Genomic DNA, 16,461 nt, shown 5'->3' with positions numbered 1-16,461 from the left:
CAGCCGGTGAGAAGTCTCCTCGGCAGCAACCGGATGCTGAATTGCAAAATTTTGCAATTCATTAGATGCTGTGCTGGCTGTGTCCGCGACCGGTAGCCGCGGGCACAGCCTTGTGTCCGCCCCGGTCGGGGCGCTGTCCGGGGAAGTCGAGGGATCGTGTCCGTTCCGCTGTACCAGGCCAAGGCAGAGTTCTTCCGGATGCTGGGGCATCCCGTACGGATACGGGTGCTGGAGCTGCTGCAGGACGGGCCGTCGCCAGTACGTGACCTGCTGGCCGCGATCGAGGTGGAGCCCTCCAGCCTCTCCCAGCAGCTGGCGGTGCTGCGCCGCTCGGGCATCGTCACCTCCAAGCGTGAGGGTTCGACGGTGGTGTACGCGCTGGCGAGCGGGGACGTCGCGGACCTGATACAGGCGGCGCGCAGGATCCTGACCGAGTTGCTCACCGGGCAGAACGAGCTGCTGGCCGAGCTGCAAGAAGCCGAGGTCACCGCGCGATGAAGATTTCGATTGGCTGGATCGGGGCCCGGTTCACTTCGCTGCTGCCCGGCCGTAGTGATCTGGCGGAGATGCGCCGGGATCCGCGCCGGGACCTGCTGGCCGGTCTCACGGTGGCGATCGTCGCGCTGCCGCTCGCGCTCGGCTTCGGCGTCTCCTCCGGGCTGGGCGCGGAGGCGGGGCTGGCGACCGCGGTCATCGCCGGTGTGCTCGCAGCGATCTTCGGCGGGTCGAATCTGCAGGTGTCCGGGCCGACCGGTGCGATGACGGTGGTGCTGGTGCCGATCGTCGCCGAGTACGGGCCGGGCGGGGTGCTGACCGTCGGGCTGATGGCCGGCGTGATGCTGGTCGCGCTGGCGGTGCTGCGGGCCGGCAAGTACATGCAGTACGTGCCCGCGCCCGTCGTGGAGGGTTTCACCCTCGGCATCGCCTGTGTGATCGGACTGCAGCAGATCCCGAACGCCCTGGGGGTGCCCAAGCCTGAGGGCGACCGCGTGCTCGTGGTGGCCTGGCGCGCGCTGGAGGAGTTCGCGAAGAATCCGAACTGGACCGCGGCCGCCTTCGCGCTGGCGGTCGCCGCCGTCATGCTGGTCGGGGCCCGCCTGCGGCCCACGATCCCCTTCTCCATCCTCGCGGTGATCGCGGCGACGATCGTGGCGCAGCTCGCCGGACTGGATGCGGCCAAGCCGATCGGTGACCTGCCGTCCGGCCTGCCCGCGCCCTCTCTCTCCTTCCTCGACCTCGGTTCGCTCGGCTCTCTGCTCGCCCCGGCGGTCGCGGTGGCGGCGCTGGCCGCCCTGGAGTCGCTGCTGTCGGCCTCGGTCGCCGACGGCATGACGGTGGGCCAGAAGCACGACCCGGACCGGGAGCTGTTCGGGCAGGGGCTCGCCAACATCGCCGCCCCGCTGTTCGGCGGCGTGCCCGCGACCGGCGCGATCGCGCGGACCGCGGTCAACGTCCGTACCGGTGCGAGCTCCCGGCTGGCCTCCCTCGTCCACGCTGCCGTCCTCGCGGTGATCGTCTTCGCCGCGGCACCGCTCGTCTCCAAGATTCCGCTGGCCGCGCTCGCCGGTGTGCTGCTGGCCACCGCGATCCGCATGGTCGAGGTCGGCTCGCTCAAGGCGATGGCCAAGGCGACCCGCTCCGATGCGCTGATCCTCGTCCTCACCGCGGTCGCGACGCTCGCCCTCGACCTTGTGTACGCCGTGATCATCGGTCTGGTGGTCGCGGGCGCACTCGCTCTGCGCGCCGTCGCCAAGCAGGCCCGCCTCGAAGAGGTTCCCCTCGACCGCGGTGACCACAGCGCCGAGGAGCACGCTCTGCTGGCCGAGCACATCGTGGCCTACCGGATCGACGGGCCGCTGTTCTTCGCCGCCGCGCACCGCTTCCTGCTGGAGCTGGCCGAGGTCGCCGACGTCCGCGTGATCATCCTGCGCATGTCCCGCGTGTCGACCATGGACGCCACCGGCGCGCTGGTCCTCAAGGACGTGGTGGAGAAGCTGAACCGGCGCGGCATCGTCGTCATGACGTCGGGGATACGCGACGGCCAGCGCCAGGTCCTGGACTCCGTCGGCGCGCTGGAGCTGCTGCGTCTGGAGGGACGCGAATACGCCACCACGCCCGAGGCGATCCGAGGCGCTCGGGACTACCTGGAGTGCGCCGGCGTCATGCCGCCGCTGCCCGCCCAGATGACCCGGCCCGTCAGCGAGGAAACAGAGGAAACCGTCGGATGAGCACTCCACCCGTACCCCTGCGCATGGTTGAGGTCTCCGGCGCGGAGGCCCTGTGGCTGCTGGAGGGCAGCGCGCTGGGGCGGCTGGTGTACCCGCAGCGGGACCTGACCGTCGTTCGGCCCGGCCGGCACACGTGGGAGTACGGCCGTCTGGTGGTGCGCGCTCCGGTGCAGGCGGCGGCGGTCCCGCTGACGGCGACGTACCAGGTGGACGAGGTGCGGGCCGCGACCGGCACCGGCTGGACGGTGACGGTGGCCGGGCCCGCCGAGGTGGTCACCGATCCGAACGAGGCCGCCCACTACCGCCGTACGCTCACCGGCTGGACGTACGGCCCCCATGACACGATCGTCCGCGTCCATCCCCAGACCGTCTCCGGCTTCCGGCTGGCCCGCGGGACGGAGAGTTGATGTCCACCCGGCTGGAAGCCCTGCCCTACCGGCATGTGCTGACGCTGCCCGCGATGCCGTCCGCGGTGCGCACGGCCCGGGAGACCGCCGAGCAGGCCCTGGTCGAGTGGGGCATAAACGCGCGCCACCCCACCATCGGCCCGGCCCTGCTGATCCTGAGCGAGCTGGTCACCAACAGTGTCCGGCACGCTGCGGTGCTCTCCCCGCAGGTGACCGTCATCTACGCGGCGGGCGAGGACTGTCTGGCCTTCGCCGTGCACGACCGCCACCCCTTCCAGCCGGCGCTGTACGGGGCGGTCACCGATGCCGGTGGCGGCGGCCTGGCGACCGTCATGGAGCTCACGCTGGGCCTGGGCGGTACCGCGGTGGTTCGGGGCGACGCCGACGGCAGGGGCAAGAGCATCTGGATCACCCTCCCCCTCTGAAGCACACAGGCTGACCGCGCAAGGAAGTTGACGACATGACCATCGAGTGGCGCTACACCGTCAAGCAGGATCTCGGTGTCCTGTCCGTCTCCGGATTCCTGGGCCCGGACGCCGTCCATCGCTTTGCCGGTGCCGTCGGCTGGGTGGTGGGACGCGGGAGTGGTCCGGTCATCGTCGACCTGACCGAGCTGGGCGGCTGGTCGGCCGAGGGGCAGCTGGCGATCACCGAGGCCGCGCGGCGGCTCGCCGCGGCGAGCCGCGGCCTGGAGTTGGCCGCGATCCCCGCGGACGGCTCCCTCGTGCCCGACGGGGACTGCCCGCCCATCCCCGTACACAGCGATCTGGTCGGCGCGCTCGCGGCCCACAGCACACGGCACGGCGAGCCGACGGAGGGCCGCCACGAGTGGCGGACGACGGGCTGGCGGACCGGAGACGACGCGGGAGAGTGACCTCGCCGGGTTCAGTCGGGGGCGAAGGCACCGTCGCCGTCCCGTACGGGGACGACGGTGTCGACGTCCTCCTCCGACGCGATGGCCACGTCCTCGACGTAACCCGTTGCGGCCAGCTCCCGGCCGGAGGCGCAGGAGGCGACCGCGCGCCGGAGGTCGGCGGTGCCCTCGTAGGCCGCCTTCGCGGCGGCTGCCTCGGCGGACAGGGGTCCCGCGGCCTGGGCGTGCAGGTCGGAGATGAGGGCACCGGCGCCGAGCAGGTCTTCCAGCGCGGGGCGCAGGCTGCCGTCCGGCCACCGCTTTCCCGCGGCGATCACGGCCACCGGGCGGCCGGGCGTGCCAAAGCCCTGGGCGGTGAGCCAGTCGCCGACAGCGAGGATGTTGCGCAGGCAGGCGGCGACCACCCGCATCCGCGGCGGTGCAGCCGGCGCGATGACCGCACCGTTCGGGGACGGCAGCACCAGGCGTGCGACGAACGGTGCGGCCCGCAGATGGGCCGGGGAGAGGGACCAGGGACTGTCGGGCGTGACGGCGTGGCGGGCGACGGCCAGCCGTGCCCCGCACCGCCGTGCGTACACGGCGGCGGCCTCCTGCGCCGCGGCCCGCTCGGCCGGGGCGGCGAAGCCGTCCGGCAGCCAGAACGGCAGCACTCGGATGCCCTGCTGCACAGCGACGCTCACGGCCGTGGTGAAGGACAGCACGTCGACGACGACCAGACAGGCTGCCTCCCCGGCGAGGCGGCCCGCTCCGGCCGGCCCCCACTCGAAGCGGATACCGCTGCCGGACTGCACGGCCCAGTCACCCATGCCCCACCCCCCTTGCCTAACCCCTGTGTCACTGCGGTCAGTTCCGGCCGCCGGGCGGCACAGGCGCCGCGCTCCGGCCGCCGAAGGACAGTCGCATCATGTGGGAGTGCCCGCACCGGGGGCAGGCGCCCTCAGCGCCGACGGCAGTGGGGCGGCACTTCAGGCGGCAGGCGGGGCACTTGTACCAGGCCACCCCGGGGCCGAGCAGCGGAATGATTCTCACGCAAGCCTCCCTCACAACACGTATAGACTTGCTAATGTTAGCAATTGTTGAGGTCATCACCGCTGGTTTCGGGCGGTTGTGTTCTTGTGCACGGATTCGGCGTGGCCGTCGCCGCACGCGAGGATGGGGCCCATGTTGTTGACGAGTAGGTGGATGCGATGCGCCGAGGACCGGCCGGTGCGGCCGTGCTGCTGTACCGGGGAGGCGACGGCACGATGAGCACGCCGCTGTACCAACTGAAGGCCGAGTTCTTCAAGACGATCGGCCACCCGGCCCGCATCCGGGTACTGGAGCTGCTGAGCGAGCGCGAGCACGCGGTGGCGGAGATGCTGCCCGTGGTGGGCATCGAGCCGGCGCACCTGTCGCAGCAGCTCGCGGTGCTGCGCCGGGCGAACCTGGTGGTGACCCGCAAGGAGGGCTCGACCGTGTACTACTCGCTGACCAGTCCGCACATCGCGGAGCTGCTCAGGGTCGCCCGCACCATCCTGTCCGGGGTGCTGGCCGGTCAGGCCGAACTGCTGGCCGATCTGCAGGCCGCCCAGACGGAGGCGAAACCGCCGTCCTAGCGACGGCCCTCAAGCGGTGGCCGTCTCCCGAGAGTTGACAGCGCTCTAGGCACCGGGAGGCGGCCGCCTTCACCCCGCGGATCTCGGCCCGTCGAGCGCTGACAAGACGACGCGAACTTAGCAAAACATAGGAAAAGTGACGTAACTCTGGCTTCGGGAGAACCCGTTAGCCACCCGCGGAAGCAAGTCCTCACCAGCGATCGGGAGGGGCGGTCATGAGTCTGCTGCGCAAGATCCGCGACACCGGGCGGGTGGCCGAGCCCGCCCCGCCCAGGCCGGAGGGCGAACAGCCGCCCGCGGCCGAGGAGTTCGGCGGCTCGGTGCAGGTGCGGTGTGTGGACGCGGGGTCCTGCAACGGCTGCGAGATCGAGATCGCGGGCGCCTTCAGCCCGGTCTACGACGCCGAGCGGTACGGTGCCCGGCTGGTGGCCTCGCCCCGGCACGCGGACGTGGCCCTGGTGACCGGGCCGGTGACCCGGAACATGGCCGAGCCGCTGCGCCGCACGGTCGCCGCGATGCCCGAGCCGCGGCTGGTGGTGGCGGTCGGGGACTGCGCGATCAACTGCGGTGAGTTCGCCGGCGGGTACGGCGTCGAGGGCGCCGTTTCCGATGTCGTACCGGTGGATCTGGCCGTGCCCGGATGCCCGCCGGAGCCGGAGAAGATCGTGGCGGCCCTGCGGAGGGTGACCGGGCGGTGAGTATGATCCCGGCCGCCCTCGTGACGGCCACCGCACTGGGCGTGGCGGGCGCTGCGGCCGGCCTGGTCCTGCCGCAGCGGGTGCGCGGCGCGGTGGTAGGTGCTTTGACGATGGGTGTGGGGGTGGCCGGTGGCGCGTCGGGTGTGGCTGCACTGGGCGGAAGCCGCTGGTCGGCCGAGGTATCCGGACTGCTCCCGCTGGCCGGGGCGCACTTCCAAGTGGACGCTCTGTCCGGACTGTTCATGGCGGTGGCCGGGGCCGTGGTGGCGGCGGTGGCGGTCTACGGCGTGGGCTATGTGGCCGGGCACGGCGCGCACGGGCTCGGCTCGCGGGGCGCGCAGGCGCTCCTGCCGCTGTTCGCGCTGACCCTGGTACTGGTGCCGGCGGCGGCCTCGGTGTCGACGTTCCTGCTGCTGTGGGAGCTGATGGCGCTCACCTCGCTGCTGCTTGTCCTGGCCGAGCACAGGGCGCGACCGTCGGTGCGGGAGGCGGCCGTCTGGTATGCCGTGATGACCCACCTGGGCCTCGTACTGCTGCTCGCGGGTCTGTCCGTGTACGCCGCTCAGGCCGGGGGCGAGACCTTCGCCGCCCTGCGTACCGGCACGGCGGGGATGTCGCCGACCGTGCGCGGGCTCGTCTTCGTGCTGACGGCGGTGGCGTTCACCTCCAAGGCGGGTTTGGTGCCGCTGCACGCCTGGCTGCCCAGGGCGCATCCCGAAGCGCCCAGCGCGGTGTCGGCGCTGATGAGTGCGGCCATGGTCAACCTCGGTGTGTACGGCCTCGTACGGGTCGGGTTCGATCTGCTGGGCGGGGGGCCGGCCTGGTGGTGGCTGCTGGTGATGGCCATGGGCGGGCTGTCGGCGGTGTACGGGATCCTGCAGGCCGCGATGGCCTCCGACCTCAAGCGGCTGCTGGCCTACTCGACCTCCGAGAACATGGGCCTCGTCGTCCTCGGCGTGGGCGCGGCCGGGCTGTTCGCCCACGCCGGGAACCAGTCGCTGGCCGGGCTCGCGCTGGCGGCCGCCCTGCTGCACGTCGTCAACCACTCCGCCTTCAAAGCCCTGTTGTTCACAGCGGCGGGGTCGGTGGTGCGCGCCACCGGGGAACGGAACCTGGACCTCCTGGGCGGCCTGCGGGCCAGGATGCCGGTCACGGCCGGCCTGTTCGCCCTCGGCGCGCTGGGCGCGGTGGCGCTGCCTCCCGGCAACGGGTTCATCAGCGAGTGGCTGCTCCTGCAGTCGATGATCCACGGACTGGCCGTGCCCGGCGTGACCACGGCGATCGTGCTGCCGCTCGCGGTGGCGGTGATCGCCCTGTCCGCGGGGCTCGCCGCGGCAGTGTTCGTCAAGGCGCTGGGGGTCGGTTTCTTCGCCCGACCGCGCGGCCAAGGAGCCGCCGCGGCCAAGGAGGCGCCGCCGCTGATGCTGGCCGGGATGGGGCTGCTCGCGGCCCTGTGCGCGGCGCTCGCCCTGGTGCCGGGCCTGCTCGGCGAGGGGCTGGAGCGCGCGGTGGCGGCCGTCGGGTTCACGGGGACGCGGCCCGTGTCCGGCGGCGGGCTGCGGGTGCGCCTGGACGAGGTGTCCGCCACGCTCTCCCCGCTGTGGATCCTCGCCGCGCTGACAGTGGCGCTGGGCGCGGTCATGGCGACCGTGCGGTGGGCGGCGCGGCGCCGGCAGCGGCGTACGCAGGCCAGGTTGTGGGACTGCGGGGGCGGGGCGCCGACGCCGCGCATGGCGTATACGGCGACCTCGTTCGCCGAGCCGCTGCAACGGGTCTTCGACGACGTGCTCGCTCCGGAGCAGGACGTGGACGTCACACCGGTGCGCGAGTCCGCGTATCTCGTGGAGCGGGTGAAGTTCCGCAACCGGGTGCCCGACCGGATCGAACACCGCCTGTACCGGCCGGTCCTCGACTTCCTCGCCGCGGCCGGGCAGTGGGCGCGCAGGCTGGCGGGAGGCAGTGTGCACGCCTATCTCGGCTACGGCTTCTTCGGGCTGGTCACCCTGTTGGTGGTGTTGGTGGTGGGCTGGTGAACACGGTCGGATACACGGCGATCGCCCTCCAGGTGGGCGCGGTGGCGGTCGGCGCGCCCCTGCTGACCGGGCTGATGCGGCAGACCCGGGCCCGGCTGGAGGGCCGGGCCGGGGCCGGGGTATTGCAGCCCTGGCGGGACCTGCGCAAGCTGCTGCGCAAGGAGGCGATCACGCCGGTCGGGACCGGACCGGCGTTCCGGTGGGCGCCTCTGGTGCTGGTGGCCACCTCGCTGGTGCTGGCCGTACTCGTGCCGCTGATCTCCACGGACACGCCGGTGCGGGGGCGGGCGGACCTGATCGTGGTGGTGTCGCTTCTCGCGCTGGGCACGCTGGCGCTGGCGCTGGCGGGTCTGGACACCGGCACCGCGTTCGGCGGGATGGGCGCCTCGCGGGAGATGACCATCGCGGCGCTGGTGGAGCCGACCATCCTGATGGCGGTGTTCGCGCTGTCGATACCGGCCGGGTCGACCAACCTGCCCGTCATCGTGGCCGGAGCCGCCGACCAGCCCGCCCGCCTCACCTCCCCGGCGGGGCTGCTGGCCATCGCCGCCCTGGCGGTGGCGGTGCTGGCCGAGACGGGCCGGCTGCCGGTGGACAACCCCTCCACCCATCTGGAACTGACCATGGTCCACGAGGCCATGGTCCTCGAATACGCCGGAGGGGACCTGGCGCTGGTCGAGTTCGGCTCGCAGCTGCGGCTGACCGTGCTGCTGGGGCTGCTGGCCTCGCTGTTCGCCCCGTGGGGCATCGCCACCAGCGCCTCCCTGGCGGCCGTACTGCTCGCCCTGCTGCTCGTGATGCTCAAGGTGATGGCCCTCGGCGTGGCACTGGCGGCGGCCGAGGTGTTCTGGGCCAAGCTCCGGCTGTTTAGGGTGCCCGAACTCCTCGCCGGGTCCTTCCTGTTGGCGCTGCTCGCGGTGACGGCCTCGTACTTCCTGACCGGAGAAGGGGGACTGCGATGAGCGAGAGTCTGTTCACCCAGCTGCTCGATCTTGCCTGCGGGGCGTTCCTGTTGGCCGCCGTGGTGGTGCTGTGGCGGCGCGAACTCGCCGCGATCGTACGGACCTTCGCGCTCCAGGGCGTCGCGCTCGCGGCGATCGCCCTGTTGCTCGGGCTGCACGAGGGCCGGTGGGGTCTGATCGTGGTGGCCGTGGGGATCGGGGCGCTGCGCGCCGGCCTGCTGCCGTACCTGATCCGCCGTGCCCTGAAAGCGTTCGTCGCCGGGCAGGACGGCGGGCCTGGTGGACACGAGGAGGCGCGCGAGACCCAGCCGCTGGTCAATGTCGCCACCTCACTGCTGACCGCCGCCGCCCTGATCCTGCTCGCCTACGCGGTCGCCCGCCCGCTGGTTGAGTTGGATCCGACGCCCGCCACCCGGGCGCTGCCGGTCGGTCTGGCCGTGGTCCTGATCGGCTTCTTCGTGCTGGTGACCCGGCGCCGTGCGCTGGCCCAGGTGGTCGGCTTCCTGCTGCTGGACAACGGCATCACCGCGACCGCTTTCCTGGCCGCGTCCGGGGTGCCGTTGATCGTCGAACTCGGCGTCTCCTTCGACGTGCTGCTGGCCGTGCTGGTGCTGCAGCTGCTCACCGTGCGGGTACGGGAGGCGTTCGGCACCACCGACATTGACGACCTGCGGGAGCTGCACGACTGATGACCGCCGCCACGACCGCTCTGCTCCTCACCGCGCCCGCCGCCGTCCCGCTGGCCGTGGCCGCCGGGTACGCGCTCACCGCGTTCGTCAGGCATGAGGTGCCTCGCGGGTTGCCGGCGGTCCGGCGGGCGGTGGCTCGCCGTCCACAGCATGCGGAGAAAGCTGCCGTGGCCACTGCCGCAGGCGCTACGAGCGTTTCGCACAGGGGGGAAGCTGGGGCCATCTCCCCACCCGGGGAGTCGATCGGTCCCGCCCCGGTGCGGGCACGCCGCCCGTCCGACTGGGCCGGGCTGGCTTCTCCGGCGGTGATCCTCACCTGCGCGGCACTCCTGGCCGCGGATCGTGTCGACGGCGGGTTCGTGTCCGCGTACTCCGGGCTGCTGCGTGCCGACGCGCTGACGGCCTGGATGCTGCTGGTCGTCGGCGCCGTCGCCTTCATCGCCTGCGCTGCGGCGCCCGCCCATCTGGCGGGGGAGCGGGCCGCCGGGAGCGCGACGGCGTGGACCGTGTGGCGCTACCACATGCTGGTGCAGACGTTCCTCGGCGCGATGTGCCTGGCCGTGGTGACCGCCAACCTCGGTGTGCTGTGGGTGGCGATCGAGGCGACCACCGTGGTCACCGCGTTCCTCGTCGGCCACCGCCGCACCCGTACGTCCGTCGAGGCCGCGTGGAAGTACGTGGTGATCTGCTCGGCCGGTATCGCCCTCGCCTTCCTGGGGACCGTGCTCCTCTATTACGCGGCCCGGCAGGCGGGCATCGCGGAGGCGTGGGCGCTGGACTGGCCGACCCTGGTGGCCCACGCGGACCGTCTCGACCCGGCGGTCACCCGGCTGGGCATCAGCCTGGTGATCCTCGGCTACGGTGCCAAGGCGGGCCTGGTGCCGCTGCACGCCTGGCTGCCCGACGCGCACAGCCAGGCCCCGGCCCCGGTCTCGGCGTTGATGTCCGGGGTGCTGCTGTCCGTCGCCTTCGCCGCGATCCTGCGCTACCGGGTCATCGCCGACGCCGCCCTCGGCGTCGACTTCACCCGGGTCCTGCTGGCCGGCATCGCGCTGCTCACCCTCGCCCTCGCGGCCGGGCTGCTGCTGGCCCAGCGGGACTACAAGCGGATGCTGGCCTATTCGAGCATGGAACACATGAGCCTGGTCGCCCTGGCCGCGGCCGTGGGAAGCCCGCTCGCCCTGGCCGCCGGCCTGCTGCACATCGCCGGACACGGGCTCGCCAAGGCCACCGCGTTCTGCGCCTCCGGGCAGATCCTGCAGTTGCGCGGCACCTCGAAGATCGGGCGGGTGCGCGGGCTGCTCGGCCAATCGCCCTGGCTGGGCGCGCTGTTCGGGCTGGCCGTCGTCGCGCTGCTGGGCTTCCCACCGTTCAGCCTCTTCGCCTCCGAACTGGGCATCGCCCGCGCCGGATTCGCCGCCGGAGCAGGGCTGGGCTGGGTCATGGCCGCCGCCCTGCTGCTGGTTCTGATCGCCTTCGCGGCGCTGACCACCCGCACCGCGCGGATGCTGCTCGGCCGTGGGGAGCCGACCGGCGAAAACCCCTCCGCCCTGTGGCCGCTCACCCTGGGCCTGGCGGCCTGCGCCGCCCTCGGCATCGCCGCCGGCCCGCTGGGCGACCTGCTCACCCAGGCCGCCACCGTCCTGGAAAGGCCCTGACCGATGCGCACCGTGCACGACGTCCCCGCCGCCGAGCTGCCCAAGCGGGCCGAGGCGCTGCTGCGCGAGGGACACCGTCTGGCCCTGGTCGCAGCCCACCACGACACAGACGCCGTCCGGGTCGTGTACCTCTTCGTCTCCGGGCCGCCCGACACCCGCATCGAACTCCACGTCCGCCTCGACCCAGCCCGGCCCGAGGTGCCCAGCCTGGCCCATCTGTCCTTCCCCGCAGGCCGGTTCGAGCGGGAGATGCACGACCTGCACGGCATCGTGCCCCTCGACCACCCGCAGCCCCGCCGCCTGGTACGCCACTTCCACTGGCCACGCGGCTGGTACCCGATGCACCCGGATGCCGGGGACCCGCCCGCTTTCGGCGAGCAGGAAGGCCCGTACCCCTTCCTGGAGGTCACCGGCGACGGCGTCTACGAGATCCCCGTCGGCCCGGTGCACGCCGGGCTCATCGAACCCGGCCACTTCCGCTTCTCCGTCGTCGGCGAGACCATCCTCAAACTCAAGGCCCGCCTCTGGTTCGTCCACAAGGGCATCGAGAAACTCTTCCAGGGCCGCTCGGTGGCGGCCGGACTGCCTTTGGCCGAGCGCATCAGCGGCGACACCGCCGTCGGCCACGCGCTGGCTTACTGCCTGGCCGTCGAGGAGGCTACCGGCACGGTCGTTCCCGAACAGGCCCAGTGCGCTCGCGCGTTGCTGCTCGAACTCGAACGCCTCCACAACCACGTCGCGGACCTCGGCATGCTCTGCAACGATGTCGGGTACGGCATCCTCAATGCCCACGCCCAGCGCGTCCGCGAGCAACTCCTGCGCCTCAACCACACGGTGACCGGACACCGGCTGCTGCGCGGCGGCGTGGTCCCCGGCGGCAGCGCCCTGCGCACCCTGCCCGGCCGTCACCAGATGGACGCCATCGGCGACGACATCCGCGAGATCGTCCGGCTGGCGCTCGGCCATTCCACCGTCCGTGACCGCTTCACCGGCACCGCCGTCCTGCACACGGCCGCCGCCCGCGACATCGGCTGCCTCGGCTACGTCGCCCGCGCCAGCGGCCTGAACCTGGACGCCCGCATCGCCCACCCCTTCGCCCCGCACGGGCAGCCGGCCGATGTTCCTGTCCACACCGCCGGCGACGTCCTGGCCCGCTTCCTGGTCCGCTCCGAGGAGATCGACGCCGCCCTCGCCCTGATCAAGGAACTGTCCGACTGTGTCGCCACCGGCGCGGTCCTCGGGCCCACGGCCGTCCCTGGCCAAGGCCCCCGCACGGGTGTCGGTCTCGTCGAAGGCTGGCGCGGCACCATCGCCACCCGCGTCGAACTCGCCGCCGACGGCACCCTTACGCGGGTCAAGCCCGTCGACCCGTCCTTCTTCAACTGGCCCGCCCTGCCGGTCGCCCTGAACGACACGATCGTCCCGGACTTCCCGCTGACCAACAAGAGCTTCAATCTCTCCTACGCCGGCAACGACCTGTGACCTGGCCGGTCAGGAAGCCGCGTCGCCGCGCACCGGCCGGTAGCCGGTCACGAGGTCGGCCCGGATCCGCACCACATGCTCCATGTCCCCCTCCGCCCAAGACGTGAGCGCGGCCTGGTAGCGGACCAGTTCGGCGGGATCCAAGACGCGGGAGGCGGTGCCGGTGACCACCACGCTCCAGCCGGTCCGGGCGACGGCATCGAGATCGTCTGCCTCGTACGCCACTACCTCCGAGTGCGCGGCACGGCCGAGCAGCGCCATCCCGGTGTGAGTACGGATGGCGACGTCACCGCTGGCTTCAACGAGGTGATTGACCGGGCGGATCGCGGGCAGCGCCTGGTGGGAGAAGACCACGCAACCGAACGGCGCCCAGCCCCAGGGACCGGCGACAGCACCCCCCGGATCATCAGGGACAGGGGCAACGAGTCATACCGGCCCCGAAGGCCACGAGCCCGAACCGGGCCCTACAACGAAGGTAATTGTGATAGTCGAGCTGCCGCCCGGGTTGGGCTGCTGGCAGGCTCGGCGCCCTCGCGCCACAGCACCATGCCACCGTTCCCCGTCGAACCACATGGCCACATCCACGCAGAGGAACGCAAGGGCCATCCGGCCCTCACAGCCGGCCGACCGGCTCTCGTGGCGGTCGGCTCCTCGGCTATTTGTGCTGGCCGAGGTAGAAAAGCAGCATTACCCACCCGGCGACGATGTGCGTGCCGAAGATGTATATGCCCGCCCGGATCATGACGCCGCGCTCGATCCAGCTGTCCCGGTCCCTGGCCTTGGTCTTCTTCTTGCCCTTCGGCCGCTGGGCCGTCTCGTCACTCACGTGCCGTCTCCCTTCACCCTGCGATCTCCACGGTGTTCCCTAAGAAAGAACCGGTTGCTACGACGGCATACGAAACCGGACCAGGACGACCTTGCCGTCACGGTTGACGGTCAGCTTCGCGCCGATGCCGCCCTCGTACTCGGCGGCCAGCTCGGCCACCAACCGCAGCCCTGCACCCATCTCACCGGGCTCAAGGGCGGGAAGCCGGGGTTCGGCGTCCGCGACGCCGATGATGAGCTGTCCCGCCCCGGCCGTGAGCTCCACGTCGGCGACCGGGCAGCGCGGTGCGTGCCGCAGCACGTTCGCGACCAGTTCGCTGACCACGAGCAGCACCGCGTCGGCGAACGCGGAACCCGCCATGACGCCGACCTCGGCGAGGCCCTTGGCCACTGCCTCACGGGCCCGTGTCACCGCCTCCACCGTCATCTCCACAGACACGCAGTACCGTGCCACCGACGGCGCAGCGGGGCTCCCAGCCGCCGCGGGTCGACCCCCTCGGCACGGCCGGAATCGGTCGCGGCCCCTCACCGCGCCGGCTCCGCCGCGCGCAACTCGTCCAGCAGGTCCTGCCTTCCCCGCAGGAGGACGGACAGCGCAGCCGGCATCCTGTTCACTCCCCGCCCGCTTCCCTGCCCAGCCACCGATCGCTGCGCAGTCGCTCAGCGTCGGCCGGCTCGCCCTGCGAGCGTGAGCGGATCCGGGACCTCGCCCCCATGGCCCTCTACTCCCTCGGTGCCTAGAAATTTCGGCAACTGCCTAATTGAAGAACTCTTCAAGTGTACGCCTGGTAAGCCTCTGGCGGGCCTGCTCGCCCGAGGCGACGCCGCCGTCCGCCGCGGGGCGGACCGGCGTGTCTGCCGCTAGGGGATGATGATCACGGGGTGCCGCGGTTGCCGGGCGAGGCGGCTGCCGACGCGGCCGAAGAGCTTGGCGGTGATGCTGCGGCTGGCGCCGACGACGATGGCGTCGGCCGCGTACCGCCTGCTGATCTCTTCGAGTTCGTGGCGGACGTCGCCGCGGGTGTGGATGGCGACCCAGGGCACCTGCGTGAGCTGCCCGGTACGGGCCAGGGCCTCGGCCAGGCTCTCGCTGCTGTCCTCGGGGAGGTCGAGGAGGGCCATCGGCTCGCCGCCCTCCCACCAGCTGGGGCTGGGCAGCCGGTGGGTGACGTGGACAATCACCAGACCCCGGCCGGCTCGAAGCGCCATACCGCTGGCGTACGCCAGAGTGCGCTCGTCGGAGGGAGACCCGCTGTATCCCACGACGATGGCGTGCCGGAAGGGATCGTGCCGGAGCGGAAGCGCCGCCCCGGGGACGGGTGCCGCGCCGGGCAGACGCGGACGGTGCTCGCCGCTGTGGCGTTTGCGCGGTAGCCACTGGCTCATGGTGGGCCATTCCTGGTGTAGGAGAGGGAAACTATCGGTGGCCGCCAGAACGTCTCGGACGTTCCATGCGGACCGCATGGAAGGGACGAGGCTCAGCCGCCGGTCGGAGCGGGGATGGTGGCGAATCGGCGGCCAGGACGCGCTCAGGGCTGCCCGGCCGTGCCGCCTGCCGATGCCGCGAGAACCGTCTGCAACCGTGTGGCGGTGACGATGCCCAGGGCGAAGCCGTCGTCGTCGACGACGGGCAGGGCCGCCAGCGAGCGCTCCCGCATGTCGGCGGCCACGTCCGCGGCCGGCGTGCCGGGGCGCGCGAACGGGCTGTGGTCGTGCGCGATGTCACGGACGCGGGTGTTCTCGGCGTACCAGGGCTTCGCTTCGTGGTCGGCGAGCTGTTCGCGGGTGACGATGCCGGCGCATCGCCCGGTGTCGTCACGGATGAGGACGAATTCGGTGTGTGACCCGCGCAGCACGTCGAGGGCCCTGTCGATGCTGGTGTGGTCACTGACCTGGACTTCCGGCGCGAGCATCGCGTCGGCGGCGGTGGGGGGCGCAGGGGAGGGCATCGTCGGCTCCAAGGGCAGGAGGGCCGCAGCGTCAGGCCGGGCGAGGGCGAGGTGGGAGGGCGGCGGCCGGCGGCGACTGGAGATCCGCGAGGAGCTCGGCCTGGCCCGCCAGGACACCGCCGAGGATGCCGCGGGCCGCGGTCAGCAGGTCGGCCACCTCGGGGGTGGTGAGGCGGTAATAGACGGTGGAGCCTTCCCTGTGCGTGGCGACCAGATTGGCGCGGCGCAGGATGGCCAGCTGCTGGGAGAGGTGGGCGGCTTCGACGCCGACCTCGGGCAGCATCTCGGCCACGGCGTACTCGCGCAGGCTGAGCAGTTCCAGCACGCAGATGCGCACCGGGTGGCCGAGGGTTTTGAAGAAGTCGGCCTTGAGCTGGTACAGCGGTGGTGTGCTCACGCCGTGGCCAGGTCGGCCAGGGCGGAGCGGAGGTCGGGGTAGAGCCGGATGAGCCCGGTCGTGTCGCCGCTCAGCAGCGGGGCGGGGCGGTCGAGCAGTCCGCACACGGCCAGCGGGCTCTGGGCGGCGCGCAGCACGGCGGCCTCACCCTCCTCACTCCAGCCGAGCAGGCCGGACATGTCGAGCACGAGCGGGCCGTTCGAGCGGGAGCGGACCCACTCCACAGCCCCCTCGAAGCGGTGCGTGTCCTGACTGCCCAGGAAGCCGAACAGGTGCAGCACGCCCACACCGTCATGCTCCGTGGAGTCCCAGCGCATGCTCACCACCACCTCAGTCGCTGCCAAAAACGCACGGGAGCGGTCCGCGTCGGCTTGCGGCGGGTGGCGGACTGGACGAGACGGGAACTCCCGCATCGTGAACACCGCCCTTGGCCGTCCAACGCGGAGGGCCGGCACAGCAGCCCGCACGCCGAGCAGAGCAGGACGGGAGCACTCTTGCCGCGGATCGGCGTGACGCGCATCGTGCCTCCTAGGTAATCCATCAATTGCCAATCTTAGCAACTGATAACCTATGCAGCCAGTGGCTGGCCCTTCCGGGTCGGCGCGGGGCAGCCGCTCATGCCCCTGAAGTACCGGTGGAGAAGCGTGACTTCATGCGCCTTCGC

Annotated in this window: 20 protein-coding genes; 12 read left to right on the top strand and 8 right to left on the bottom strand. The window is 71.9% G+C overall.

All coding sequences use genetic code 11. From position 1 onward, the window contains the following. Nucleotides 1–156 precede the first annotated feature (156 nt). The 5 genes from ACN20J_RS36655 to ACN20J_RS36635 are packed head-to-tail and all read left to right on the top strand — an operon-like array spanning nt 157 to nt 3,509. Nucleotides 157–498 carry an ArsR/SmtB family transcription factor gene (locus ACN20J_RS36655; RefSeq protein WP_266761131.1) on the top strand — a complete coding sequence of 114 codons (342 nt, stop codon included), beginning with the start codon at nt 157–159 and terminating at the stop codon, nt 496–498. Beyond that, nucleotides 495–2,228 (top strand): SulP family inorganic anion transporter, encoded by a 1,734-nt coding sequence (locus tag ACN20J_RS36650; protein ID WP_266761129.1) that lies wholly within the window; start codon nt 495–497, stop codon nt 2,226–2,228. Before ACN20J_RS36655 ends, ACN20J_RS36650 begins: the two co-directional genes overlap by 4 nt. Further along, a complete protein-coding gene (locus ACN20J_RS36645; protein WP_266761127.1) occupies nt 2,225–2,635 on the top strand; it encodes a pyridoxamine 5'-phosphate oxidase family protein in 411 nt (136 codons plus the stop codon). The genes ACN20J_RS36650 and ACN20J_RS36645 overlap by 4 nt, the downstream gene beginning before the upstream one ends. Next, on the top strand, nt 2,635–3,060 hold the full coding sequence (locus ACN20J_RS36640) for an ATP-binding protein (protein ID WP_266761125.1): 426 nt from the start codon (nt 2,635–2,637) through the stop codon (nt 3,058–3,060). The genes ACN20J_RS36645 and ACN20J_RS36640 overlap by 1 nt, the downstream gene beginning before the upstream one ends. 35 nt (nt 3,061–3,095) lie before the next feature. After that, the gene (locus ACN20J_RS36635; protein ID WP_266761123.1) at nt 3,096–3,509 is read left to right on the top strand and encodes an anti-sigma factor antagonist; all 414 of its coding nucleotides are present in this window, start codon (nt 3,096–3,098) and stop codon (nt 3,507–3,509) included. An 11-nt stretch (nt 3,510–3,520) separates the two neighbouring features. On the opposite strand, the gene ACN20J_RS36630 is transcribed toward ACN20J_RS36635, so the two are convergent. Further along, nucleotides 3,521–4,315, bottom strand: a complete 795-nt coding sequence (locus ACN20J_RS36630) for a 2-phosphosulfolactate phosphatase (protein WP_266761121.1) — start codon at nt 4,313–4,315, stop codon at nt 3,521–3,523. Nucleotides 4,316–4,753: 438 nt separating this feature from the next. On the opposite strand from ACN20J_RS36630, the gene ACN20J_RS36625 reads away from it, so the two are divergent. The 7 genes from ACN20J_RS36625 to ACN20J_RS36595 all read left to right on the top strand — a co-directional run bounded on the left by ACN20J_RS36625 (nt 4,754) and on the right by ACN20J_RS36595 (nt 12,626). Then, entirely contained in the window at nt 4,754–5,104 is a 351-nt protein-coding gene (locus ACN20J_RS36625; protein WP_266761289.1) for an ArsR/SmtB family transcription factor, read from the top strand. Nucleotides 5,105–5,319: 215 nt separating this feature from the next. Further along, nucleotides 5,320–5,802, top strand: coding sequence for an NADH-quinone oxidoreductase subunit B family protein (locus tag ACN20J_RS36620; protein ID WP_266761119.1), 483 nt, complete (start codon nt 5,320–5,322; stop codon nt 5,800–5,802). A gap of 2 nt (nt 5,803–5,804) precedes the next feature. After that, nucleotides 5,805–7,835, top strand: a complete 2,031-nt coding sequence (locus tag ACN20J_RS36615) for a proton-conducting transporter membrane subunit (protein WP_266761287.1) — start codon at nt 5,805–5,807, stop codon at nt 7,833–7,835. Further along, on the top strand, nt 7,832–8,797 hold the full coding sequence (locus ACN20J_RS36610) for a respiratory chain complex I subunit 1 family protein (protein WP_266761117.1): 966 nt from the start codon (nt 7,832–7,834) through the stop codon (nt 8,795–8,797). The genes ACN20J_RS36615 and ACN20J_RS36610 overlap by 4 nt, the downstream gene beginning before the upstream one ends. Continuing rightward, the gene (locus ACN20J_RS36605) at nt 8,794–9,486 is read left to right on the top strand and encodes a hypothetical protein (RefSeq protein WP_266761115.1); all 693 of its coding nucleotides are present in this window, start codon (nt 8,794–8,796) and stop codon (nt 9,484–9,486) included. Before ACN20J_RS36610 ends, ACN20J_RS36605 begins: the two co-directional genes overlap by 4 nt. Continuing rightward, complete coding sequence (locus ACN20J_RS36600) at nt 9,486–11,144, top strand: proton-conducting transporter membrane subunit (protein WP_266761113.1); 1,659 nt, start codon at nt 9,486–9,488, stop codon at nt 11,142–11,144. Before ACN20J_RS36605 ends, ACN20J_RS36600 begins: the two co-directional genes overlap by 1 nt. Nucleotides 11,145–11,147: 3 nt before the next feature. Then, a complete protein-coding gene (locus ACN20J_RS36595) occupies nt 11,148–12,626 on the top strand; it encodes an NADH-quinone oxidoreductase subunit C (protein WP_266761111.1) in 1,479 nt (492 codons plus the stop codon). Between the two features lie 9 nt (nt 12,627–12,635). Here ACN20J_RS36595 and ACN20J_RS36590 read toward each other — a convergent pair whose 3' ends face one another. From ACN20J_RS36590 to ACN20J_RS36560, 7 genes are all read right to left on the bottom strand, one after another. Next, nucleotides 12,636–12,980, bottom strand: a complete 345-nt coding sequence (locus tag ACN20J_RS36590) for a pyridoxamine 5'-phosphate oxidase family protein (protein ID WP_266761109.1) — start codon at nt 12,978–12,980, stop codon at nt 12,636–12,638. 301 nt (nt 12,981–13,281) lie between these two features. After that, nucleotides 13,282–13,452 (bottom strand): DUF6126 family protein, encoded by a 171-nt coding sequence (locus ACN20J_RS36585; RefSeq protein ID WP_266761107.1) that lies wholly within the window; start codon nt 13,450–13,452, stop codon nt 13,282–13,284. A gap of 57 nt (nt 13,453–13,509) precedes the next feature. Beyond that, nucleotides 13,510–13,878 (bottom strand): ATP-binding protein, encoded by a 369-nt coding sequence (locus ACN20J_RS36580; protein WP_419669020.1) that lies wholly within the window; start codon nt 13,876–13,878, stop codon nt 13,510–13,512. Nucleotides 13,879–14,312: 434 nt separating this feature from the next. Further along, nucleotides 14,313–14,837: a universal stress protein gene (locus tag ACN20J_RS36575; protein WP_266761103.1), complete on the bottom strand. Its 525-nt coding sequence runs from the start codon at nt 14,835–14,837 to the stop codon at nt 14,313–14,315. Nucleotides 14,838–14,980: 143 nt separating this feature from the next. Continuing rightward, nucleotides 14,981–15,400, bottom strand: a complete 420-nt coding sequence (locus ACN20J_RS36570; RefSeq protein ID WP_266761101.1) for a CBS domain-containing protein — start codon at nt 15,398–15,400, stop codon at nt 14,981–14,983. A 31-nt stretch (nt 15,401–15,431) separates the two neighbouring features. Beyond that, nucleotides 15,432–15,797, bottom strand: coding sequence for an ArsR/SmtB family transcription factor (locus ACN20J_RS36565; protein ID WP_266761099.1), 366 nt, complete (start codon nt 15,795–15,797; stop codon nt 15,432–15,434). Continuing rightward, nucleotides 15,794–16,141, bottom strand: coding sequence for a hypothetical protein (locus ACN20J_RS36560; protein ID WP_266761097.1), 348 nt, complete (start codon nt 16,139–16,141; stop codon nt 15,794–15,796). The genes ACN20J_RS36565 and ACN20J_RS36560 overlap by 4 nt, the downstream gene beginning before the upstream one ends. Between the last annotated feature and the right edge of the window lie 320 nt (nt 16,142–16,461).

Origin of the sequence: Streptomyces sp. 2-1 (assembly GCF_048564895.1) — a bacterium.
Classification (GTDB): domain Bacteria; phylum Actinomycetota; class Actinomycetes; order Streptomycetales; family Streptomycetaceae; genus Streptomyces; species Streptomyces phaeochromogenes.
The sequence above is the reverse complement of the archived record's forward strand: the minus strand, read 5'-3'. Positions and strand labels throughout refer to the sequence as shown.